The following is a 21,536-nucleotide window of genomic DNA, read 5'->3' on the forward strand; positions in this document are numbered from 1 at the left end:
GACCCAGAGGCCGCCTAGGATCAGGCAGGCTCTCCATGCTCCTTGGCACGCTGATCGGCCGGACGGTGATCGTGGTAGTCGTGATGGTCCTCGATCACCGGCAGGGTCTCGAACTGGTGGAACGGCGGCGGGCTGGACAGCGTCCATTCCAGCGTCGTCGCACCCGGACCCCACGGATTGTTGCCCGCCTTCTTGCCCGCCACGAAGGCGTAGACGAGATTGGCGAAGAACAGCAGCATACTGGCGGCCATGATGACATAGCCCCACGAGCTGATCGCATTCCAGTATTCGTAGGCCGGGGTGTAGTCCGGGTAGCGGCGCGGCATTCCCTGAAGGCCGAGGAAGTGCTGCGGGAAGAAGATCACGTTCACGCCGATGAAGAAGCCCCAGAAATGCAGGTGCGCCAGCAGTTCGCTGTGCATCCGGCCGCTCATCTTCGGGAACCAGTAGTAGAACGCTGCGAACAGCGAGAACACCGCACCCATCGACAGCACGTAATGGAAGTGCGCCACGACGAAATAGGTGTCATGAACGACATCGTCGATCCCGCCATTGGCGAGATAGACGCCGGTCACGCCGCCGACGGTGAACAGGAAGATGAAGCCCATCGCCCATACCATGGGCGATTTGAACTCGATCGATCCGCCCCACATCGTGGCGATCCAGCTGAAGATCTTCACGCCGGTCGGCACCGCGATCACCATGGTCGCCGCAGTGAAATACATCTTCGTGTTCACGTCGAGGCCGACCGTATACATGTGGTGCGCCCACACGATGAAACCGACCACGCCGATCGCGACCATGGCGTAGGCCATGCCGAGATAGCCGAACACCGGCTTGCGGCTGAAGGTCGCCACGATCTGGCTGACCATGCCGAAGCCCGGCAGGATCATGATGTAGACCTCGGGGTGACCGAAGAACCAGAACAGGTGCTGGTAGAGCACCGGATCGCCGCCGCCCGCCGGATCGAAGAAGGTCGTCCCGAAATTACGGTCGGTCAGCAGCATGGTGATCGCTGCGGCCAGAACCGGCAGCGCCAGCAGGAGCAGGAAGGCGGTGACCAGCACCGACCACACGAACAGCGGCATCTTGTGCAGGGTCATGCCCGGCGCGCGCATGTTGAAGATGGTGGTGATGAAATTGGTCGCACCCAGGATCGAGCCTGCGCCCGCAAGGTGCAGCGCGAAGATCGCGAAATCGACCGCCGGACCCTGGCTGCCGGTCGTGGACAGAGGCGCGTACACGGTCCAGCCCGTACCCGCACCGGGCCCGGTGCCGCCGGGGACGAACATCGAGAAGATCAGGCTGAAGAAGCCCGCCACGGTCAGCCAGAACGACACGTTGTTCATGCGCGGGAAGGCCATGTCCGGCGCGCCGATCATCAGCGGCACGAACCAGTTGCCGAAGCCGCCGATCATCGCGGGCATGACCATGAAGAACACCATGATCAGGCCGTGCGCGGTGATGAACACGTTCCACATATGGAGCGAGGTGTCGAAATCCGACGTCCCGCCCATCAGCTGTGCCCAATAGGTCAGATATTGGATACCCGGCTCGTGCAGCTCGGCACGCATGATGCCCGAGATCGCACCGCCGACGATCCCCGCGACGATCGCGAAGATCAGGTACAGCGTACCGATGTCCTTGTGGTTGGTGGACATGAACCAGCGCGCGAAGAAACCGGGGGTGTGATGCGCGTCATGATCGTGCGCATGATCCTCGGTATGGGCCTGGAAGTGGTCGGCGGTGGTAGCCATGGTCTGCTGTTCCTAGCGCTCGGTAAGTCGTCTGTTTCGTTCGTTCGGTATCGGGCGAGCTATATCACGTCGTCGGCGACGTGTCCTCGGTCGGTGGGGCACCCGCGCCCGGCGCACCGGGCACCGCGCTCTCGGGACCCTGGACCGGCGCCAGCTCGGGCTCCGCTTCCTCCGCGTCGCCGAAGGTGCCGCCCTGCGCCAGCACCCAGGCGCGCCACTCGTCGACCGGCAAGGCCTCGATCGCGATCGGCATATAGGCGTGGCGCGCACCGCACAGCTCGGAACACTGGCCGTAATACACGCCCGGCTCGTCGATGGTCAGCAGGCGCTCGTTCAACCGGCCCGGAATCGCGTCGATCTTGAACCATAGGCTGGGCACCGCGAAGCTGTGAATCACGTCCGCGCCGGTCGTCTGCAAGCGGATCGGCACGCCAGCCGGCAGCACGAGGCGGTTATCGACCGCCAGCTGCGGCGGCTCGCCCTCGGCGACGGCCTGCGCCTCGTCCTTCATGTTCGAGATGATTTCGAACCCGCCATTGTCGGGATAGGTGTAACCCCAATACCACTGATAGCCGGTCGCCTTGACGGTGACGGCGTCTTCCGGCGGCGTTTCGTACTGGCGCGCCAGCAGCGAGATCGAGGGAATGGCGATGCCCACCAGGATCAGCACGGGGATCAGGGTCCACGCGACTTCGAGGCCGGTATTGTGCGTCGTCTTCGAAGGAGTGGGATTGGCGCGGCGATTGAACCGCACGACCACCCAGATGAGCAGGGCGAGCACGAAAACGCTGATCGCGACCATGACCCAGAACAGGCCGAAATGGAGATTACGGGCGAACTTGCCGATTTCCGAATGCTGGTCCTGCACGTCGATGCCGCCATTGACCGGCATGCCCTTGCCCGCGGTCGGCGCCATGGGCGTATAGCTGCCGGCCGGATCGACCACCGCGTCGGGATCGGCCACATCGGCGGCCTCGTCCGCGGGAACCTGCTCCAGCGCGGCGGACGGCGTGACGGCAGGTGCCGGCGCGACAAGATCGTCCGCCTGCAACGTCGTTTCGGATTGCGCCTGCGCCGGGCCCGCCGCGAGGAAGGCCGCCGCGAATGCGAGCGCCAGCAGAACGGCAAGGCCCGCGACGATGCGGGAGAGGCCGTGACGGGGTGCGGTAGAATTAAGGATCGACATGCTGTTCCGCTTCGCTGGGCGGGCGCCCCGTGCGCGACAGGCGGGCTCCCGTGATCGAAAAACGTCCCGGGCAGCGCAGTAAAACCCTGCATCCACGGGTCGGTTCGCACCGGCCTATAAGCGCGCTTCTCGCCAGCCTCAAGCGCGCGGGGAAAAAAATCCGTCCCACATGACGACCGACCCCACAGGGCTCTTGCAGAAGCGCGCGCGACAGGCTTTGAACGCGCGCCTATGAACGAACCGATGACCGACGAAACCCTGATCGCCGAATTTCGCGCCAGCGAAGCCCTGCTCGAGGGGCATTTCCTGCTCTCCTCGGGACGGCATTCCGCGCATTATCTCCAATGCGCGCGAGTCCTGATGGATGCGGAACGTGCCGGACGGCTGGCTCGCGCACTCGTCCAGCGCCTGCCGCGCGACCTGCGCAGCCGGATCGATATCGTGGTCAGCCCGGCGATGGGCGGGCTCATCATCGGGCACGAGGTCGGCCGGGCGCTGCAACGGGACGCGATCTTCCTCGAACGCCCGGACGGCGTTTTCCATCTGCGGCGCGGCTTTCGCCTCGAAGAGGGGCAGAAGGTCCTGATGGTGGAGGACGTGGTGACGACCGGCCTGTCCAGCCGCGAGGCGATCGCGGCGGTGGCGCGCGAGGGCGGCGAGGTGATCGCGGAAGCGGCGCTGGTCGACCGCAGCAACGGCTCCGTCGATCTGGGCGTGCCATTCTATCCGCTTCTGGACATCAATTTCCCGACCTACGCAGAGGACGAAGTGCCCCCCGAACTCGCCGCCATTCCCGTGACCAAGCCCGGCAGCCGCGCCTGATATGCCCACGGCGGCTCGCACCCCTTTGCGCCACCCCCTGCGTTTAGGCGTGAACATCGATCACGTCGCTACCATCCGCAATGCGCGCGGGGGGGACCATCCAGATCCGGTGCGTGCGGCGGAGATCGTGGCGCGCGTCGGGGGTGACGGGATCACCGCGCATCTGCGCGAGGATCGGCGTCATATCCGCGATGCGGATTTGAGGCGAATCCAGGAAGCGACGGACCTCCCCCTCAATCTAGAAATGGCCGCCACCGAGGAAATGCTGGCGATCGCGCTTGCCCATTCTCCCCACGCCGCCTGCATCGTCCCCGAAAAGCGCGAGGAACGCACGACCGAGGGCGGGCTGGACGCGGCGGGCCTGCACAACACCCTCGCCCCCATCGTCGATCGGCTGCGCGAAGCCGGTATCCGCGTCTCGCTCTTCATCGAGGCGCAGGAGCGGCAGCTCGATGCCGCGCTGCGTCTGGGCGCGCCGGTGGTCGAATTCCACACCGGCGAATATGCGCACGCATTCGAATCGGGTGATCAGGAGCGCACCGCGCACGAGTTGAAGCGGATCGCGGACATGGCCGCGCTCGCCGCCAAGAACGGGATCGAACCCCATGCCGGCCACGGCCTGACCTACGAGAACGTCCAGCCGATCGCCGCCATTCCGCAATTGGCGGAGCTGAATATCGGCCATTATCTGGTGGGCGAGGCGGTGTTCGTCGGGCTCGAGCAGGCAGTCCGCCACATGCGCGAACTGATGGATGACGCGCGATGATGGCGGCGCACCCATCCTCGCGCGATAACCGCCTGGCGCTGGCCGCGGCGATTCCCTTCCTGCTGAGCCTCGCGCTGCTGGGCTTCGCCATCAGCCGCCAGACCTTCCTCGCCTTCGCGATCGGCTGGCCGCTGGTCCAGATCTTCGGTTACGGCGGCTCGCTCAGCCTCGCCAAGGGCATAATCGACCACCCGCTGGTCAAGACGCAGATCGTCCTGCACTGGATGATGCTGGCGCTCGTCATCGCCGTTCTGGTGGGTGCCGCATGATCATCGGCCTCGGCTCGGACCTCTGCAATATCGAACGAATCCAGGCCTCTCTCGATCGTTTCGGCGAACGCTTCGAAAATCGCGTCTTCACCGATATCGAACGCGCCAAGGCGAAGAAGCGTCCCTTCACCATCGCCGGCACCTACGCCAAGCGGTTCGCCGCCAAGGAAGCGTTTTCGAAGGCGGTCGGTACCGGCTTCCGGCGCGGCGTCTTCATGAAGGATATCGGCGTCGTCAACGCCCCGTCGGGCGCGCCGACGCTTGCCTTGACGGGCGGCGCGGCGAAGCGGCTTGCGGAAATGATCCCTCCCGGCCATGAGGCGCATATTCATCTCACCCTCACCGACGATCATCCATGGGCCCAGGCCTTCGTGATCATCGAGGCCTTCCCTGCATGAGTAGCTCCCCCGCCGTGACCAAACGCGCTCCCAAGACATCCGAGGCCGGCAAAGACGACGTCAACTGGCTCGCGGAACTGCGCGGCCTCTTCTTCATGCTGCTGGCCGTGTTCACCTTTCACAGCCTCGTGGCGAAGCCATTCTACATCCCGTCCGAATCGATGATGCCGAATCTGCTCGTCGGCGACCGTCTGATCGTCAGCAAATATCCCTATGGCTGGAACTGGTCCTCGATCAGCTTCCATCTTGCCCCGCGCGGCCATTGGCGCATCTTCGGATCGACGCCGGACTATGGCGACATCGTGATCCCGGTACATCCCCAGCGGGACGAGGATTACATCAAGCGCGTGGTCGCGCGTCCGGGTGACCGGTTCGAGGTCAGGAACGGCCAGATCATCCTCAACGGCAAGCCCGTTCCGCAGGTCGTCGAACCGCCGGTCGATATCCCGATCGATCTCAATTCGACCTGCAACGACTATCCCGAGATGAAGACCACGCTGCCTTCGGGCGAGCGGGTGTGCGAGATGCCGATTCTGCGCGAAACGCTGCCGAACGGGGCGACCTATCGCATCATCGACCATCTCGATCAGGAACTCGACAATTATCCCGAGATCACGATCCCGGAAGGCCATGTCTTCGTGATGGGCGACAATCGCGACCATTCGGCGGACAGCCGGGCAAGCGTCGATGCGCTGGGCCTCGGCGGGCCGATCCCGCTGGAAAATATCGGCGGACGCGCGGAATTCATCACCTTCTCGCTCGACGGGACGACCAACTGGAACCCGATCAGCTGGTTCACCTCGCTGCGCGATGGACGCGCCTTCACCACTCTGCGCCCTCCCCTGGTCGACACGCCTGCGGGCCAGAACGCGCCGCGCGACTGATCCGTGAGCGATAGCGACGCCTCGGACCGGGACCGAACCGACAGCGGTTCCGATCATGCCAGAACCAGCCCGTCACGCGTAAATGACCCGCGCGTTCGCGAGGAGATCACGCGCGCCTGCGTCTGGGTCGGCGTGGTCGGACTCGTAGTCCTCGCAATCTACATCTCGCGATCGCTGCTCGTCGTGTTCGGAGCGCTCGTCTTCGCCGCGATGATCGATGGCGGCGCGCGATTGCTTGGCCGGGTCCTGCCGATCGCGCGCGGATGGCGCGTGGCGCTGGTGCTGGTGTCGCTGACGCTTTTCTTCATCTGGCTGGGCTATTTCGCGGGCGCCACGATCTCCGAAGAGGCCGCCATGTTCCCCGAGCTGATCCGCGACCAGATCGCGGACCTGCTGGAATGGGCGCAGAGCAAGGGCATCCAGATCGACCAGAGCCAGCTGCAAAACTACGCGGGCAGCATTACCAGCGGGATCGGCACGCTGACCAGCGCGCTGAGCGGCATACTCGGCGGCCTGACCACGGTTGTTTTGATCCTCATCATCGGCATCTACGTGGCGGCGGAGCCCAAGCTCTACGAACGCGGCGTCGCCTGGATGCTCCCGCGCGAACGGCGCGGGTCGTTCGAGGTCACGATGGCGCGCATGGCCCAAACGCTGCGCCGCCTGATGGCAGGACGGCTGCTCGGGATGTTCGTCGAAGGGGTGTTCACCTACATCATGCTGGCCTGGGTCGCGCCACTGGTCGGGATCGGGGTTGTGCCGATGGCATCCCTCCTCGCGATCCTGACCGGCCTGCTCGCCTTCATCCCCAATCTCGGCGCGATCGTCTCGGGCGTGCTGATGGCGCTGGTCGGATTCTCCGGCGGGGTGGAGATGGGAATCTACACCATCGCGGTCTATTTCTTCATTCAGAATTTCGACGGCTATGTCGTTATTCCGATCATCGCGAAGAAGACGGTCGATCTCGCCCCGGCTCTGGTGCTGGCGACGCAATTGGCCATGGGCGTGGTTTTCGGCATTATCGGCATCCTCCTCGCCGATCCGCTGCTCGCGATGATCAAGGTCGCGCTCGAGCGGAGGGCGGAGGAGAACGAGGCCCGCGCGGGTTCAACAGAGGTTTCCGAGAGTGGCGCGTAAGTTCCTGTATGTCATCGCCGTTCTGATCGTGCTGGTGATCCTCGGCGCGATCGCGCTGTCGATTTGGTCGCGGCAGGCGACGGAGATCGCCTTCGTCCCGCGCGGCGAATTCGTGGAGCAGGAACCGCTCGCCGAAAACGCCTATCAGGACCCGGCGATGTGGTATTCGCGCCCTGGGCTCGGCACGGACGATCCCGCACGATATCAGCCTGCCCTCGCCCCGGCGCCCGAAGCTCCGGCAAGCGAAACCCCTTCCCCGCAGGCGCCCGCCGCCGAACGTGGCCTCGGCCCGTCCGCTCCGGTGCTGGAACCCGAAACCAGCCGCCGAGCCGACCCGGTCGAGGCGGAGGACATTCCCGATTTCGCGGTCTTCTTCGTTCCGCCCACCAGCTATATCCAGGCGGGGGGAGACTGGAACGCCTCGCTCGATGACGGGCTGACCGATACCCGCGCGCGCCTGTTCCTGCGCGGCATGGCGAGCGCGTTCAACCGCGCCGACGAGATCTGGGCGCCGCGCTATCGTCAGGCGGCGGTCGGCGCCTTCCTGACCGACCGGCCCGAAGCGGTACTGGCGATCGATGCCGCCTATGCCGATGTGCGCGAGGCGTTCCGCTATTTCCTCGACAGCGTCGATCCCGAAAAACCGATCGTCCTTGCCGGGCACAGCCAGGGTTCGCTCCACGTCCTGCGCCTGCTGATGGACGAATTGCGCGGCACGCCCGCCGCCGACCGGATCGCCGCCGTCTACGCGCCCGGCTGGCCGATCTCGGTCGAACACGACCTGCCCGAACTGCCCTTTCCCGCCTGCGCCGCATCCGGTCAGGCGCAGTGCATCCTGTCCTGGTCGAGCTTCGCCGATGGGGGCGATCCCGATTTCATCATGCGCCGCTATTCGACCACGCCCGGTTTCGACGGCCAGCCGCGTGGCGAAGGCCCGATCCTGTGCGTCAATCCACTGACGGGCGGCACCGGCGGCTCGGCCCCCGCCTCGCGCAATCTCGGCACCCTGGTGCCCGACGAGACGATGACCCGCGCCGATCTGGTGCCCGAAGCGGTCCCGGCGCGCTGCGACGAGCGCGGCTTGCTCCTGATCGGCGATCCGCCGCGCATGGGCGAAGGCGTGCTGCCGGGCGACAATTACCACGTCTACGACATCCCGCTGTTCTGGGCGAATGTGCAGCAGGACGTGGTGGAACGGGTGCGGGCATGGACCGGCCAGCGCTCGTAACCGATTTCGCGCGCGATTTCGGCGATGCGCTGCCCGATGGCGGCAGTTTGCTGGGCCTCGATCTCGGGACCAAGACCGTCGGGATCGCGACCTGCGATGCGGGCTGGCGCTATGCGACGCCGGGCAAGACCCTCCCCCGCGGCAAGTTCACCAAGGATTGCGGCAAGCTGCGCGAGATCGTTGCCGAGCGTTCCGTCACCGGGATCGTCATCGGACTGCCGCGCAATATGGACGGCAGCGAAGGCCCCCGCGCCCAGGCCAGCCGCGCCTATGCGAAGAATCTGGCAGCGGCTCTCGAATTGCCGGTGCTGCTGTGGGACGAACGCTGGTCCACCGCCAGCGCCGAGGCCGCCCTTATCGGTCAGGATATGAGCCGCGCCAAACGCGCTACGCGGATCGACAGCCACGCGGCGGCGGTCATCCTGCAAGGCGCGATCGACAGCCTGGCGGGCAGCGCTTTCTGACGCGCCTATCGCTAGGGCAGCGCCGTCTCGATCTCCGCGCGGCGAAATTTAGCCTCTCCCGCAACCAGCCGGTTGCCTGACTTCTCCGCCGTTCGCCACAGCGCGTCGGCCTCGCCCGCATCGGCCAGCATCGCCCGCGCCTCGAAACTTGCCAGCCGCATCCGGTCGCTCGGGTGATGCCGTCCGAAATGATCGGCCAGATCGCGAGGCCCTTCCCCGCCAAGCCCCACCGCACAGCGCAGGAAGGTCTCGCTCGAGGTCGGGTTGAGGACATGGCTGACGATCCCGTGCTCGAGGTCGAACCCGTACTGGTCGCACCAGGCCTGCGCCGGATCGATCCTCAGTATGTTGAGCGAAACCGACATCGTCTCGGGCGGCAATTGCGAGTGCACGTCGCGATGCGCGCGGTAGAGCAGGGTCTTTCCCTCTGACAGCGCGCTGCGCTCGACAAAGCGAAGCCCTGCCGCTTCGCCGCGCCATCCGGTGACCCGCTCGTAATCATACTCATAATAATCGCTCACATAGCCGGGGCCGAAATAGCCCACCGTGAGAAAATCGAAATTGTGATCGTGGGGCGCGCCGTAGACGAAATGCGCCGCGCCGCTGCTTTTCAGACAGGTGTCGCGCTCGCTCGGCCAGATATTGGCGCGCAGGAACCATTCGCCGCGCGGCGGAGACAGGACGATCGCCTGCGGGCCATAACCGCTCTGTGGTGAAGCCGCCCTGCCCGCCAGCATATCGAGGAGAAGATCGCCGAGGAATTCGCGGTCATTGGCGAGCCTTTGTAGGGCTCGCGCGGCGTGATCGACACTGCCCTCGTGCTGCGGGTCGAAGCCGATCCGGTGCAATTCGTCGATCGTCTCCTCGAGAGAGGCGGATCGGGTCTCGGCGTTTGCGATCAGGCGGGGCACAGGCCGGGTTCCAGTTTGGCAAGCTGCGGATGGCTGGCGAGCAGATGATCCCGCAACAGCCGCGCGGGTTCTCGAAGCGCATCGCCCCTGTCCTCCGCGATCGCGGAGAGCTGCGCAAATCCGCAGGCCGTATCGAGTGCGAGCGCGGCCCGCAGCGCCTGCCAGCGAAGGTGGTCGCTGCGTCCCGATCGCGTGATCCGCGCCAGCACCGGCGCCGCATCCTGTCGCCCCATGCGCGCCAAAAGGGCGATGGCGATCTCCTCGCGGCTTTCCTCCCGGTCTCCGCTCGCCCGGTGGATCAGGGCGCCATCGGCGATCCGATATTCGTGCGAGGGGCGCGGATTTACGGCCTCCCTCGCAAGGCGCAGAATGACAAGGCGGCCAGCGATCCTCTCGAGACGCTTGGTGCGATCGCCACCCAGTTTCAGCGCCACGCCACGTCGCAGATCGAGAGGTTCCGACGCGATCCGCGCCGCCCCATCGGCTTGCTTTTCCAGCGCAAACAGGTGCCCGCTCGCAGCGCCCGCCAGACACAGCTCGTGCCGCTCCCCATCCGCGAAGGCGATAGTGTCCGCCTGATCTTTCGAAGACACCGCTTCGTAAAAGACCAGCAACACGGTCGCACGTCCGCTGGCCGCCAATTGCACCAATCCGCTGCCATGCGAATAATGATGGCGAAACGGCACCTGGCCGAGCGGATGGCGGCCTTGCCCCGCGATCATCGCAGAAATCAGCGGCGCAAGCAGTGCGTCAGCCGTGGTCGGACATCGCAGAGCCGATTGAAGCTCGTGGCAGCAGCCCAGCTCTTCCCCCGCACCATAGCGGTCGAGATCGGCTAGCAGCGAGCGCGCCGCCCCGTCCCGCCATGTCTGGCGCGCGGATTCCAAGTCGCGCTGCGCGGATCGCTGGGCCGCGCCATCGCGCCGCCATTCGGCGATCGCCGGATCGATCCGCATCCTGTCCTGCTTCGTTTTAGAAGAACGAATCCGGCGGCATCATCTCGTAGACGTAGATCATGATGACGACCGCGCGATCGTCGGTGCTGGCACTGGCGAGGTCGGAAAGGCTGCCGAAAAGGCCGGTCACGGTGTCGAGATCGGGCAGCAGGTCGAGATCGAGAATCGGAAGCGTCATGGCGGAAGAAAATCCCCTCTGTCGTGGCGTGCGAACCCTTCGCACCCTCGCTCGATGCACGCTGGCGCCCGCCGCGGCGCGAGGGAAATTAAACCGTTGTAATCCGCCCTTTCGCGGGGCAGATGCCGCCGCGATGTCCGATGCCACACCCCGTTTCGATCCCGCGGTCGCCGCCGATTTCCTCGTCGCGCGCGCGCATAATGGCTGGCTCGGTATGCGCTTTTCCGATCATGGCGAGGACTGGGTCGAGATGGAGCTGCCTTGGCGCGAGGATCTTCTGGGCCAAGAAGGGCGCGATGTGCTCGCCTCCGGCCCGATCGTCAGCCTGCTCGACATGGCGGGTGGCCTCTCGATCTGGACCCGGACGGGTGAATTCCGCGCCATCGCCACGCTCGATCTGCGCGTCGATTACACCCGGCCCGCGCGCGAGCGCAATTCTGTGTTCGGGCGTGTCCAGTGCTATCGCACCACCCGCTCCGCCGCCTTCGTAAGGGGAATCGCGCATGATGGCGACCCGGACGATCCGGTCGCGCATATGCAGGCGGTCTTCATGACGATCGACAAGCGCACCGTCGATCTCCCTGCTGACCGGATTGGGGAGCAAGCCAATGGCTGATGCGCCCGATATCGCCCTGCTGACGCCCTATGCCCGCTCGCTCGGCATTGCGCTCGACCGGTGGGAGGACGACGCGCCCGTCCTTCATGTCGACTTCTCCGAAGCGGTGCTGGGCCGTCCGGGGGCGCTGCATGGCGGTGCGATCAGCGGCTTGCTGGAGACGGCGGGATACGGCGCCCTGCGCGCGGCGCTCGCCAAAACCGGACGCGCGGCCAGCTTCGTGCCGATCAACATCACGGTCCAGTTTTTGCGCGCGGGCGATGAGAAGCGCAGCTATGCCAGCGCGCGCATCGTCAAGCTGGGGCGGCGGACGGCAAACCTCTCGGTCGAGGCTTGGCAGGACGATCCCGCGAAGCCGATCGCCAGCGCGGTGATGAATGTGATGATCCGCGACCTGGACTGAAACCTGGGCTAGAATCCGTCGACCTCGCGCGCTCTTTCGTCGGCTTCGCGGCGTATCTCGTCCGCACGCCGCCGCGCTTCCTCGATCCTCTCGGAATCGACTCTGACACCGTCTTCGCCGAGGCGGATATCGAACGGTTCGCCGTTGAGATCGCTCGAATAGATCACCTCACCCTCGCGAATTTGCAGGCGCGAGCCGTCCTCCATCGGAATGTCGGCGGCATCGGGCACGTCGAGCGGTTCGACCGGGCCGCCCGGATCGGCCTGCTGCGTCGGATTGGCGCGCGGGGCAGACGCCGCACCGCTCGCCCGGCGCATGAAGTCCTTCCATATCCGCGCAGGCACGGTCCCGCCGCTGACCTTGCCGAGGGGGGAATTATCGTCATTCCCGACCCACACGCCGACGACCAGCCGATCCTCGCCCTCGCCCGCATAGCCCACGAACAGTGCGTCGCGATTGTCCTGCGTGGTGCCGGTCTTGCCGTAATTCGGCACGGCCAGCATCGCCGCGCGGCCAGTGCCCGAATTGACCGCCTGGCGCAGCATCGACTCCATCCCCTCGTGCTTGCGACCGGACAGGCTGTCGGGCCCGTCGATCAGATTCTGCCACCAGCTTCTTTCGGGCCGCACGAAGGCATGGGGTTCGACAGGAAAGGCGTTGCCCGCAATGCCCGCATAGGCGGCGGTCAGTTCCAGCAGCGTCATGGTGTTGGTGCCGAGCGCCAGGCTAGGATCGCCTTCCGTCAGCGGCGAGCTTACCCCCAGTTCGCGCGCCGCCCGGATCACCGCCTCGCTCCCCACCTCGCCATAGAGGCGCACCGCAGCGACATTGCTCGATTGCGCGAAGGCTTCGCGCAGCAACAGGCTGTCGGAATAGCGGCCGAGCGCGTTCTTGGGGCGATAGCTGCCTTCGGTGATCTCGGTATTGGCGATTCTCTCGTCGGGATCCCAGCCCGCCTGGAGCGCCGCGAGATAGACGAACAGCTTGAAGGTCGATCCCGGCTGGCGCTTGGCCTGCGTGGCGCGGTTGAAGGGGGATTTGGCGTAATCGGTCCCACCGATCATCGCGACCACTTCGCCATTCGGCCGCATCGCCACCAGCGCGACCTGCGCCCCGCCGAGCGAAGCGCGGCCCGTCACGTCGCGGGCGATGGCCTGCAAGCGGCTGTCGAGCGTGGTGGTCAGCGTCTGCCGCGCATAGCCGCTTTCGGCCAGCTCACGCGCCTGGGGTAAAGCCCAGTCCGCGAAATAGGTGCCGGTGGGAAGGTCGCTCTTGGTCCTGACGTCGAGCGCGGGCGGGCGGATGCGCGCAGCCTCGGCCTCGGTCAGGTAACCCGCCGCCACCATGGTGCCGATCACCGTCTGCATTCGCCGCTCGGCCCGGTCGTAATGCTTCACCGGATTGTAGCGCGACGGGGCCTGCACCAGCCCGGCCAGCATCGCCGCCTGGCTCTCGGTCAGGTTTTCCGGCTTGCGATAGAAGAAATGCATACTCGCCGCGCGCAGGCCGTAGACGTTGTCGCCGAAATAGGCGTTCGAGAGATAGCGTTCGAGGATTTCGTCCTTGGTCAGCCAGCTTTCCAGCCAGAACGCGATCAGCATTTCGCGCGCCTTGCGGGTCAGCGTCTGTTCGGACGTCAGGAAGGTAAATTTCGCGAGCTGCTGAGTGATCGTCGATCCGCCGCCATATCCGGTCCAGGCGGCGCGGGCGATGCCGCGCGGATCGATCCCCCAGTGAGAGTAAAAGCGCCGGTCCTCGACCGCCAGAAACGCCTCCACGACGTGCGGGGGCAGCGTGGCGATCTTCACCGGATCGTCCACGATCGCGCCATTGCGGGCGATCGGCGTGCCGTCCGCCGCCAGCAAGGTGATCTGCGGCGGGACGACGGGTTCCAGCGATTTGTTCAGCGGCGCGGTGATCGCCAACCAAGCCACCAGCACGATGAACAGGCCGATCGCAGCGGCGACGATCCGCACCGCCCACCAGCGTTTGCGGCGATCGCGCCAATAAGCGGGCCGCCACCAGGGCAGCCTGCGCCGCTCCTCGCTCTCGATCGCCCCATCGAGATGGCTGAGCCGGGCATCCCATTCGTCATAGGCAGGCGCGCGGGGATTGGGCCGATAGGCGCCGAAATCACGACCATCCTCGTCATCGGGGTCGTCGTCGGGATCGGGGCCCAGCCCGTCATGCAGCGCGTAATAGCCGCGATGCGGCGCGGGCTCCGCATCCCTGCCCCGCTTGCGCCCGAAGGAATCGAAAAGGCCCATCGCTTACTGTGCTAGTCCAACAACACAGTCATTTCTAGGGGCTTGCAGCTTAACCTTTCCCGACCACGCTTTCAGGCAGGTCCTCGCCGAACACGCGCTGGTAATATTCGGCGACCAGCATCCGCTCTTCCTCGTCGCATTTGTTGAGGAAGCTGAGGCGGAAGGCGAAGCCGATATCCTTGAAGATCGCATAATTCTGCGCCCAGGTGATGACCGTGCGCGGGCTCATCACGGTGGAGATATCGCCGTTGATGAAGCCCTGGCGCGACAGGTCGGCGACCTTGATCATGTCAGCCAGCATCTTGGGGTCGAGATCGGGGTTCTTCGCCGCGACGATTTCCTGCTCGGTCTCGGCAGGGAGATAGTTGAGGCCGACCACGATGTTCCAGCGGTCCATCTGCCCCTGATTGATCGCCTGCGTCCCGTGATAGAGTCCGCTGGTATCGCCGAGCCCGACCGTGTTCGAGGTCGCGAACAGGCGGAAATTCGGATCGGGGCGGATCACGCGGTTCTGGTCGAGCAGAGTCAGCTTGCCCTGCTGTTCCAGCACACGCTGGATCACGAACATGACGTCCGGGCGGCCTGCATCGTACTCGTCGAAGACGAGCGCGACGGGGTGCTGCAACGCCCAGGGCAGCAGGCCCTCGCGGAATTCGGTCACCTGCAACCCGTCGCGCAGCACGATCGCGTCGCGCCCGATCAGGTCGATGCGGCTGATATGCGCATCGAGATTGATGCGGATGCACGGCCAGTTGAGGCGCGCGGCGACCTGTTCGATATGCGTCGACTTGCCCGTGCCGTGATAGCCCTGCACCATCACGCGCCGGTCATGCGCGAAGCCGGCGAGGATGGCCATCGTGGTGTCGGCTTCGAAGACATAGCTGTCGTCGCGATCGGGGGTGCGCTCGTCCGGCTGCGAGAAAGCGGGCACCTGCCAGTCGATATCGATGCCGAACGTTTCGCGCACGTCCACCGTGGTATCGGGGGCGCTCAGCACGGTTTTCGCGGAAGGTTCGAAGCTTTTGTCGGTCGTGTCGGTCATCGCTGGCGGACCTAGGCATTTATCCCGCGAGCGCCAACCCTATATTGGCTGGCGATGGCGACAGATCCCCTTTCCGAACGCCTCCGCCTCGCCCTTGTCGGTCGGGTGCGCGCGGTGTTCAATGATGCGCAGAGCGGCGAGGAACCGGTGCCGCCATCGGGCGATGCCCTGTTCGAGAAGGACAGCCCGATCCGCATGGTCCATGCCGATGTGGTCGGGATGATGGTTGGCGGGATACGCGGGCTCCTCTTGCAGATGCTGCACCCCCACGCGCTTCAGGGCGTGCTCGACCATTCGAATTTCCGCGCCGACATGCATGGACGGCTACGCCGCACCGCGCGCTTCATCGCCACGACGACGTTCGGCCATCGCGACCAAGCGATGCGCGCGATCGAGCGCGTCAATCGCATCCATGCCAAGGTCGGTGGGACGCTGCCGCACGGAACGCCCTATGCCGCCACCGATCCGCGCGTCCTCGCCTGGGTGCATGTGGCGGAGGCGACCAGTTTCCTCGCCGCGTATCTGAGGCATGTGCGCCCCGGTATGCCGGGCCACGAGCAGGACGAGTATTATCGCCAGTTCGCCGTGATCGCTCGCGCTCTCGGCGCCGATCCGGTCCCGCTGGACCGCAACGAGGCCGAAGCGATCTTCCGCGATTTGCGCGGCGATCTGACGACGAGTGCCGAAGCGCGCGAGATCGCCGACCTCGTGCTCAACCAGCGGCCCGCAGGCGCGCCGCGCGCCGTCCAGGCCATGCTCGGCAGCGAGGCGGTGGCGCTACTGCCGCCCTTCGCCCGCTCGATGCTGGGGCTGGAGCGGCCCGGCCTCGCCGCCCTGCCCGCCCGCGCCGCGACCTGGGGCGTCGGCAAGACCCTGCGTTGGGCATTCCGCCAGAGTTGAACCTCTGCTAGACGAGAGACCAGTCGAGGAGAGCGGCAATGGCGAAAACGATCTTCATCAACCTCCCCGTGCACGATGTGGCGCGCTCCACCGCGTTTTACGAGGCGTTGGGCTTCGAACGGAACGCCGCCTTCTCGAACGAGCAGGCCAGCGCAATGGTCTGGTCCGATACGATCAGCGTGATGCTGCTCGCCCATGACTTCTACGCGACCTTCACCGACAAGGCGATCATCGACGCGCGGACGACTAGCGGGGTTCTCAATTGCCTGTCCTTCGACGGCAGGGAAGCGGTCGATGCGATCCACGCGGCCGCGCGCCAAGCGGGCGGCACCGAACCGCGCGCCATCGAAGATCAGGGCTTCCTCTATGGCGGCGCGATCGAGGACCCGGACGGGCATATCTGGGAGACCATGTGGATGGACCCCGACTGGACCCCGCCCGTAACCGATGCCGGACAAGGAGACGATCAATGACCTATGTGAGCGGTTTCGTGACCCCGGTGGAGGAAAGCCGCAAAGCCGAATATCTCCAGTCCGCCAAGGATGCCTGGCCGCTGTTCAAGGAATATGGCGCACTTTCGATGATGGAGAATTGGGGCGATCACGTCCCCGAAGGCAAGCAGACCGATCTGCGCCGCGCGGTCGACCTCAAGGATGGCGAGACCGTGGTCTACAGCTTCATCGTCTGGCCCGACAGGGAAACCAGCAAGGCGTGCGAGGACAGCTATGAAAGCGACGAGCGCTGGCACTCGCTCGCCATGCCCTTCGATGGCAAGCGCATGATCTATGGCGGTTTCGAAACGATCTTTTCCGCCGAAGCCTGATCCCCGTACACGCCCGATCCTCAGGCGAAGGCACTGCTCTTTCTGAGCAGCTGATAGGCTTCGACTACCTGGCCCAGCAGCGCCTCGTATTTCCTGTCACCGCCATTGCGATCGGGGTGATAGCGGCGCACGAGTTCGGAATAGCGCCGCCGCAATCGCCGCCGGTCCGCGTCGAGGCCCAGCCCCATCGTTTCGAGCGCCATGGCCTCGCCCTTCGAGAAGCGCCCGTCCATTGCCATCTCCGCCTGCCGCCGCGCGCGGCTCTTGATCCCCGCAGCCCGCGCGGCGATCGCATCGAGCGGATCGTCGTAATCGCTCCAGCGCGGCATTCCGTCGACACCGGCAGTAGGGCGAAAGGTGGGGCTTTCGGTCCGCCATCCGCTGGTCGGCGCCTGCGCGTGCAGGATTTCTTCCGCGCTCATCCCTTCGAACCAGTCGTATCCCGCATTGAATTCGCGCACGTGATCGAGGCACATCCAGCGCCAGCCACCCGGCCCGTCGAACCCGTGCCCATGCCCCGGCGCGCGGAATTCCCCCGGTTCGGTGCAGGCGGGATGTTCGCACACTCGCCCGTCCGCTTCGTATCGTCCATGAAACTTTGTCTGCCGCATTCGGTTTAGGATGGGGATTGGGCGCCGCGATGGAAAGCCCGCAGACAGGAGAACGAACGCATGGCGGAAACCGTCCAGCAGGAAATGGAGCGCCTGCTCACCGAAGCCTTCAACCCCACACGGCTTGAAGTCGTCAACGACAGCGCGAAGCACAGCGGCCATATGGGCGATGACGGGAGCGGGGAATCGCATTTCACCGTCGCCATCGAAGCACCCGCTTTTGCCGACAAGAGCCGGGTCGAACGCCAGCGCATGGTCAACAAAGCGCTGGGCGACATTCCGGGCGAGCGGGTCCACGCCCTCGCCATCCAGGCTTCGGCCCCGACGCCGTGAGTGGGTCGGAAATCGAGGCGCCCTACGATCTCTGGTACTGGCCTTCTATCCAAGGGCGCGGCGAGTTCGTCCGCCTGTTCCTCGCCGCCGCCGATATCGGCTGGCGCGACCGGGCGCGTGAGGGGGATGCGCAGGCTCTGGTCGAGGATATGGAACACCGCGCAAAAAACGGCTTCGCCCCCTACGCCCCGCCCTATCTGGTCGAGCGCGAGACCGGTTTCGCCATCGCGCAGGTCGCGCACATCGTCACCTGGCTGGCCGAGAAGCATGGCCGCACAACCGGCGATACCGCTACCGATCTGCACCTGATCCAGCTGCAATTGACCATCACGGACATCGTCGCCGAAGTGCACGCTGTCCATCATCCGATTGCCAGCAGCCTCTATTACGACGATCAGAAGGACGCCGCCAAAACCGCCGCCGAAAAATTTCGCTCGGAACGGATTCCGAAATATTTCGACCATTACGAACGGGCGCTCGGTGTGAAGGACGGCCCCTTCATGGCGGGCGAAAGCTGGAGCCATGTCGACACTTCGCTGTTCCAGCTGGTGGAGGGACTGCGCTACGCGTTTCCCCAGCGCATGGCCGCGATCGAGCCCGGTTATCCGCGCCTCGTCGCCTGCCGCGATGCTGTGGCCGGGATCGAGGGTATCGCCCGCTATCTGGACAGCGAACGCCGGATCGCCTTCAACGAAGACGGAATCTTCCGCCACTACCCGGAATTGGACGCAGCATGAGCAATATCACGCAAACGCTAACCCCCACCACGCACGATCTCGGCCAGTTCGAGGTGCGCCGGGTGTTGCCATCCAAGGCGTTGAGCATGGTCGGCCCGTTCATCTTCGTCGACCAGTTCGGCCCGGCCCAGCTCGACCTCGGAACCGGAATGGACGTGCGGCCGCACCCGCATATCGACCTTTCCACGGTGACCTGGCTGTTCGAAGGCGCGATCGATCACCGCGACAGCCTGGGCAGCTTTTCCACGATCCGGCCCGGCCAGATCAATCTGATGACCGCGGGGCGCGGGATCGTCCATTCGGAACGCTCCCCCCAGGAAGAGCGCGATGCGGGGCCGCGGCTCTACGGAATGCAGACCTGGCTGGCCCTGCCCGACGGGCGCGAGGAAATCGACCCCGCTTTCGAGGCGATCGGCGATCTTCCGGTGATCGAGGACGGGCGCAGCAAGGCCATCGTCATCATGGGCGAATTGTGGGGCGAACGCGCCGCGACCACCACCCATGCCGGCACGATCTATGCCGAAATCGTCCTGCAACCGGGCGGCGCGATCCCGATCGAGGACGAGGCGGACGAGCGCGCGGTGATGCTGGTGGGCGGCGAGGCGCGGATCGACGGTATCGCACTCAAGCTCTACGAATTGGCGGTGCTGAAGCCGGGGCGCGAAATGACGCTCGAAAGCAGCGCTGGCGGGCGGGTCATGCTGCTCGGCGGCGAGGCCTTTTCGACCCGCCGCCATGCGTGGTGGAATTTCGTCAGCTCCAGCCGCGAACGGATCGAACAGGCGAAACAGGACTGGCGCGAGGGCCGGTTTCCGAAGGTTCCGGGCGATGCGGAGGAGTTCATCCCCCTGCCCGAAGGCGCGCCCAAGACCGTAACCTATCCATGAGGACGCAAGCATGAGCTTCGAAGGCAAGACAGTCTGGATCACCGGCGCGAGCAGCGGGATCGGCGCGGCTCTGGCGCGCGAATGGGCCGGGCGCGGGGCCGCGATAATCCTGTCGGGCCGCGATCGGGACCGGCTCGATGCGGTGGCCGGGTCGCTCGATACCGAAACGCTCGTGCTTCCCTTCGACGTGCGCGACGAGGATGCGATGCAGCGCGCGACGCAGGAAGCGGTGGCCTGGCGCGGCGTCGACGTCTTCGTCGCCAATGCCGGTGTCTCGCAGCGCAGTCCCGCCACGCAGACCGCCATGCAGGTCTATCGCGATATCATCGCCATCGACCTGACCGCCCAGATCGCGGCGACGCAGGCCTTGCTACCCCATCTGACCGAACGGCAATCGGGCAGGCTGGTCTTCATCTCCAGCATCGCAGGCAAGGTCGGCGTCCCGCTGCGCACCGCCTATTGCGCCGCGAAGTTCGGCCTGATCGGCTATGCCGATGCCCTGCGGGCCGAATTGTCGCAAAGCGGAGTGGACGTACACGTCGTCTGCCCCGGATCGGTCGCCACCGATGTCAGCCGCAATGCGCTCACCGGAGACGGCGAGAAGCGCGGCAGGAGCGACCGGGCGATCGATAACGGCATTCCGCCCGCAGAGGCCGCAAAACGGATCGTCGATGCGATCGTCCAAGGCCAGCGCGAGATTATCGTCGCGCAGGGGGTTGAGGAAGCAATGGGCGAAATGCGCCGCACGCCGGACGACTTGCTCGATCAGGTCGCGGCGATGGTGGCGGCGGGCTATATGGAGAAGATGCAGGGCGAGTAATCTCGCGCTAGCCGATCCATTCCACCCATTCCCCATGCGGATGCGCGGTGGCGAGCAGGACCGGCTCCGCCCCGCCCGGCCAGTATCGAACCCGCAATTCGTGGGCGAAGGTCTCGCGATTGGTCTCGAGTGCCAGCCAAGCCAGCGGCGTCGCCTCGCTCGCCATCGAACCGGCCTCTTCCATCGCTGCGGTGACATCATCCTGCGCCGCATCGGGTAGATACTGCCAGACGATCGAATGCATCAGCGTGCGCGTGACGCCTTCTTCCTGCGGTGCCGCCAGCGCTTCGGCCACGAAGCTCGCCGCATCCTGCCGCGCGATATCGGGCGGGAAGCGACTCGCCATGGCGATCGCCGTGTCGATCCGCGCCATGCGCTGGCTCGCTTCGGGCCAGACATAGCTCTTGAGACGAAGCGCCTGCACTTCGTCGGTCAGGTCGACCGGCTTGAGATCGCAACCCCGCGCCGACACGATCTGCGGGTCGGTTTGGGGCGGAGAGGCCCCGCGCCATTCCGGCGCGATTACCATGCGGCTGCCCGACGGTCCGACGCCAATACCGCCCAGTTCGTAGCGATAGCGGCCCATCATCGTGTTGATACCCGCACTCGCCCCGATCTCGATCAGTTCGAAGCGTGGTGCCACCCTCTCGGCCAGCCACAGCAGCCCCGCTATCAGCGCGGCTGATCGTCCCGCCTCATTGGTCTGGGGCGGATGGTCCAGCCAGGGGAGCAGCGCGTGATCGTGCTTTTCCACCACCTCGCGGATCAAGCTGTCGACCTGTCCCTGATCGACGGTCCGGCCTTCGTAGATATCCGCCAGCCGAGGTTCCGCGCCAGTCAACAGGAGGTTGTGGATGCCGCCCGCAATCCTGAGCGGCATGGCATCGCGCAGGCTAAGCCCCTGCCATGCAAAAATGCGCCGCGCGGTCGCCGCCTGGCTGTCCTCCAGCGCCAGCAGACCGCGCACCACCCGGCCCGTGCCCGGCGCACCTGCCCGCTCGGCGTGTTCGGCCTGCCACGCGATCGCCTGCGGTACGGATACGATATCCATCACCGCGCCGGGCTCCTTCCCGCCGCCCGTCTGTCCGTTTGCCGCCATGCGTGTTGCCCTTTGTCCTGTCGCTGCCTATCTGCCCGCACC

At 65.5% G+C, this 21,536-nt stretch carries 26 protein-coding genes; 17 read left to right on the forward strand and 9 right to left on the reverse strand.

What is annotated here, in order from left to right; all coding sequences use genetic code 11:
- Nucleotides 1–20: 20 nt before the first annotated feature.
- Nucleotides 21–1,757: a cytochrome c oxidase subunit I gene (ctaD, locus tag GRI47_RS07440; RefSeq protein WP_160660650.1), complete on the reverse strand. Its 1,737-nt coding sequence runs from the start codon at nucleotides 1,755–1,757 to the stop codon at nucleotides 21–23.
- A 64-nt stretch (nucleotides 1,758–1,821) separates the two neighbouring features.
- Entirely contained in the window at nucleotides 1,822–2,943 is a 1,122-nt protein-coding gene (coxB, locus tag GRI47_RS07445) for a cytochrome c oxidase subunit II (RefSeq protein WP_160660651.1), read from the reverse strand.
- Nucleotides 2,944–3,186: 243 nt separating this feature from the next.
- Between coxB and pyrE the strand changes: the two genes are divergently transcribed.
- The 8 genes from pyrE to ruvX are packed head-to-tail and all read left to right on the forward strand — an operon-like array spanning nucleotide 3,187 to nucleotide 8,911.
- Nucleotides 3,187–3,765, forward strand: coding sequence for an orotate phosphoribosyltransferase (pyrE, locus tag GRI47_RS07450; protein WP_160660652.1), 579 nt, complete (start codon nucleotides 3,187–3,189; stop codon nucleotides 3,763–3,765).
- Between the two features lies 1 nt (nucleotide 3,766).
- Nucleotides 3,767–4,531: a pyridoxine 5'-phosphate synthase gene (locus tag GRI47_RS07455; RefSeq protein WP_160660653.1), complete on the forward strand. Its 765-nt coding sequence runs from the start codon at nucleotides 3,767–3,769 to the stop codon at nucleotides 4,529–4,531.
- A complete protein-coding gene (locus GRI47_RS07460) occupies nucleotides 4,528–4,800 on the forward strand; it encodes a pyridoxal phosphate biosynthetic protein (protein WP_160660654.1) in 273 nt (90 codons plus the stop codon). The genes GRI47_RS07455 and GRI47_RS07460 overlap by 4 nt, the downstream gene beginning before the upstream one ends.
- Entirely contained in the window at nucleotides 4,797–5,198 is a 402-nt protein-coding gene (gene acpS, locus GRI47_RS07465; RefSeq protein WP_160660655.1) for a holo-ACP synthase, read from the forward strand. Before GRI47_RS07460 ends, acpS begins: the two co-directional genes overlap by 4 nt.
- Entirely contained in the window at nucleotides 5,195–6,082 is an 888-nt protein-coding gene (gene lepB / locus GRI47_RS07470) for a signal peptidase I (protein WP_160660656.1), read from the forward strand. Before acpS ends, lepB begins: the two co-directional genes overlap by 4 nt.
- 3 nt (nucleotides 6,083–6,085) lie before the next feature.
- The gene (locus GRI47_RS07475; RefSeq protein ID WP_160660657.1) at nucleotides 6,086–7,219 is read left to right on the forward strand and encodes an AI-2E family transporter; all 1,134 of its coding nucleotides are present in this window, start codon (nucleotides 6,086–6,088) and stop codon (nucleotides 7,217–7,219) included.
- Nucleotides 7,209–8,447 (forward strand): DUF3089 domain-containing protein, encoded by a 1,239-nt coding sequence (locus tag GRI47_RS07480; protein WP_160660658.1) that lies wholly within the window; start codon nucleotides 7,209–7,211, stop codon nucleotides 8,445–8,447. Before GRI47_RS07475 ends, GRI47_RS07480 begins: the two co-directional genes overlap by 11 nt.
- Nucleotides 8,426–8,911 carry a Holliday junction resolvase RuvX gene (ruvX, locus tag GRI47_RS07485; protein ID WP_160660659.1) on the forward strand — a complete coding sequence of 162 codons (486 nt, stop codon included), beginning with the start codon at nucleotides 8,426–8,428 and terminating at the stop codon, nucleotides 8,909–8,911. The genes GRI47_RS07480 and ruvX overlap by 22 nt, the downstream gene beginning before the upstream one ends.
- An 11-nt stretch (nucleotides 8,912–8,922) precedes the next feature.
- On the opposite strand, the gene GRI47_RS07490 is transcribed toward ruvX, so the two are convergent.
- Genes GRI47_RS07490 through GRI47_RS14795 form a run of 3 tightly spaced genes read right to left on the reverse strand, consistent with a single transcriptional unit; the run spans nucleotide 8,923 to nucleotide 10,956 of the window.
- Nucleotides 8,923–9,822 (reverse strand): transposase, encoded by a 900-nt coding sequence (locus GRI47_RS07490; protein WP_160660660.1) that lies wholly within the window; start codon nucleotides 9,820–9,822, stop codon nucleotides 8,923–8,925.
- The gene (locus GRI47_RS07495) at nucleotides 9,810–10,778 is read right to left on the reverse strand and encodes a hypothetical protein (protein ID WP_160660661.1); all 969 of its coding nucleotides are present in this window, start codon (nucleotides 10,776–10,778) and stop codon (nucleotides 9,810–9,812) included. The genes GRI47_RS07490 and GRI47_RS07495 overlap by 13 nt, the downstream gene beginning before the upstream one ends.
- Nucleotides 10,779–10,794: 16 nt before the next feature.
- Nucleotides 10,795–10,956 (reverse strand): hypothetical protein, encoded by a 162-nt coding sequence (locus GRI47_RS14795; RefSeq protein ID WP_202387205.1) that lies wholly within the window; start codon nucleotides 10,954–10,956, stop codon nucleotides 10,795–10,797.
- A 133-nt stretch (nucleotides 10,957–11,089) separates the two neighbouring features.
- Between GRI47_RS14795 and GRI47_RS07500 the strand changes: the two genes are divergently transcribed.
- The gene (locus GRI47_RS07500; protein WP_160660662.1) at nucleotides 11,090–11,572 is read left to right on the forward strand and encodes a PaaI family thioesterase; all 483 of its coding nucleotides are present in this window, start codon (nucleotides 11,090–11,092) and stop codon (nucleotides 11,570–11,572) included.
- Complete coding sequence (locus GRI47_RS07505) at nucleotides 11,565–11,975, forward strand: PaaI family thioesterase (protein ID WP_202387207.1); 411 nt, start codon at nucleotides 11,565–11,567, stop codon at nucleotides 11,973–11,975. Before GRI47_RS07500 ends, GRI47_RS07505 begins: the two co-directional genes overlap by 8 nt.
- A gap of 8 nt (nucleotides 11,976–11,983) precedes the next feature.
- Here the strand turns inward: GRI47_RS07505 and GRI47_RS07510 are convergent, their stop codons facing one another.
- Together GRI47_RS07510 and GRI47_RS07515 are read right to left on the reverse strand one after the other, a co-directional pair.
- Complete coding sequence (locus tag GRI47_RS07510) at nucleotides 11,984–14,242, reverse strand: transglycosylase domain-containing protein (RefSeq protein ID WP_160660663.1); 2,259 nt, start codon at nucleotides 14,240–14,242, stop codon at nucleotides 11,984–11,986.
- A gap of 49 nt (nucleotides 14,243–14,291) precedes the next feature.
- Nucleotides 14,292–15,284 (reverse strand): AAA family ATPase, encoded by a 993-nt coding sequence (locus tag GRI47_RS07515; protein WP_160660664.1) that lies wholly within the window; start codon nucleotides 15,282–15,284, stop codon nucleotides 14,292–14,294.
- Between the two features lie 54 nt (nucleotides 15,285–15,338).
- Between GRI47_RS07515 and GRI47_RS07520 the strand changes: the two genes are divergently transcribed.
- From GRI47_RS07520 to GRI47_RS07530, 3 genes are read left to right on the forward strand one after another with little or no spacing between them, the layout of a single operon-like run.
- Nucleotides 15,339–16,184, forward strand: a complete 846-nt coding sequence (locus GRI47_RS07520) for an oxygenase MpaB family protein (protein ID WP_160660665.1) — start codon at nucleotides 15,339–15,341, stop codon at nucleotides 16,182–16,184.
- 38 nt (nucleotides 16,185–16,222) lie between these two features.
- Nucleotides 16,223–16,657, forward strand: a complete 435-nt coding sequence (locus GRI47_RS07525; RefSeq protein WP_160660666.1) for a VOC family protein — start codon at nucleotides 16,223–16,225, stop codon at nucleotides 16,655–16,657.
- On the forward strand, nucleotides 16,654–17,007 hold the full coding sequence (locus tag GRI47_RS07530) for a DUF1428 domain-containing protein (RefSeq protein ID WP_160660667.1): 354 nt from the start codon (nucleotides 16,654–16,656) through the stop codon (nucleotides 17,005–17,007). The genes GRI47_RS07525 and GRI47_RS07530 overlap by 4 nt, the downstream gene beginning before the upstream one ends.
- Before the next feature lie 20 nt (nucleotides 17,008–17,027).
- Here the strand turns inward: GRI47_RS07530 and GRI47_RS07535 are convergent, their stop codons facing one another.
- Nucleotides 17,028–17,618, reverse strand: coding sequence for a DnaJ domain-containing protein (locus GRI47_RS07535; RefSeq protein ID WP_160660668.1), 591 nt, complete (start codon nucleotides 17,616–17,618; stop codon nucleotides 17,028–17,030).
- Nucleotides 17,619–17,678: 60 nt separating this feature from the next.
- Here GRI47_RS07535 and GRI47_RS07540 point away from each other — a divergent pair, with 60 nt between their 5' ends.
- The 4 genes from GRI47_RS07540 to GRI47_RS07555 are packed head-to-tail and all read left to right on the forward strand — an operon-like array spanning nucleotide 17,679 to nucleotide 20,395.
- Nucleotides 17,679–17,951, forward strand: a complete 273-nt coding sequence (locus tag GRI47_RS07540; RefSeq protein WP_160660669.1) for a BolA family protein — start codon at nucleotides 17,679–17,681, stop codon at nucleotides 17,949–17,951.
- Nucleotides 17,948–18,688: a glutathione S-transferase gene (locus GRI47_RS07545; protein WP_337190660.1), complete on the forward strand. Its 741-nt coding sequence runs from the start codon at nucleotides 17,948–17,950 to the stop codon at nucleotides 18,686–18,688. Before GRI47_RS07540 ends, GRI47_RS07545 begins: the two co-directional genes overlap by 4 nt.
- Nucleotides 18,685–19,575: a pirin family protein gene (locus tag GRI47_RS07550; protein WP_160660670.1), complete on the forward strand. Its 891-nt coding sequence runs from the start codon at nucleotides 18,685–18,687 to the stop codon at nucleotides 19,573–19,575. Before GRI47_RS07545 ends, GRI47_RS07550 begins: the two co-directional genes overlap by 4 nt.
- 10 nt (nucleotides 19,576–19,585) lie before the next feature.
- Nucleotides 19,586–20,395, forward strand: a complete 810-nt coding sequence (locus GRI47_RS07555) for an SDR family NAD(P)-dependent oxidoreductase (RefSeq protein ID WP_160660671.1) — start codon at nucleotides 19,586–19,588, stop codon at nucleotides 20,393–20,395.
- Nucleotides 20,396–20,402: 7 nt separating this feature from the next.
- On the opposite strand, the gene GRI47_RS07560 is transcribed toward GRI47_RS07555, so the two are convergent.
- Nucleotides 20,403–21,494 carry a DUF2332 domain-containing protein gene (locus GRI47_RS07560; protein ID WP_237452644.1) on the reverse strand — a complete coding sequence of 364 codons (1,092 nt, stop codon included), beginning with the start codon at nucleotides 21,492–21,494 and terminating at the stop codon, nucleotides 20,403–20,405.
- Nucleotides 21,495–21,536: the final 42 nt, after the last annotated feature.

This window comes from Qipengyuania pelagi (assembly GCF_009827295.1).
GTDB classification, from domain to species: Bacteria; Pseudomonadota; Alphaproteobacteria; order Sphingomonadales; family Sphingomonadaceae; genus Qipengyuania; species Qipengyuania pelagi.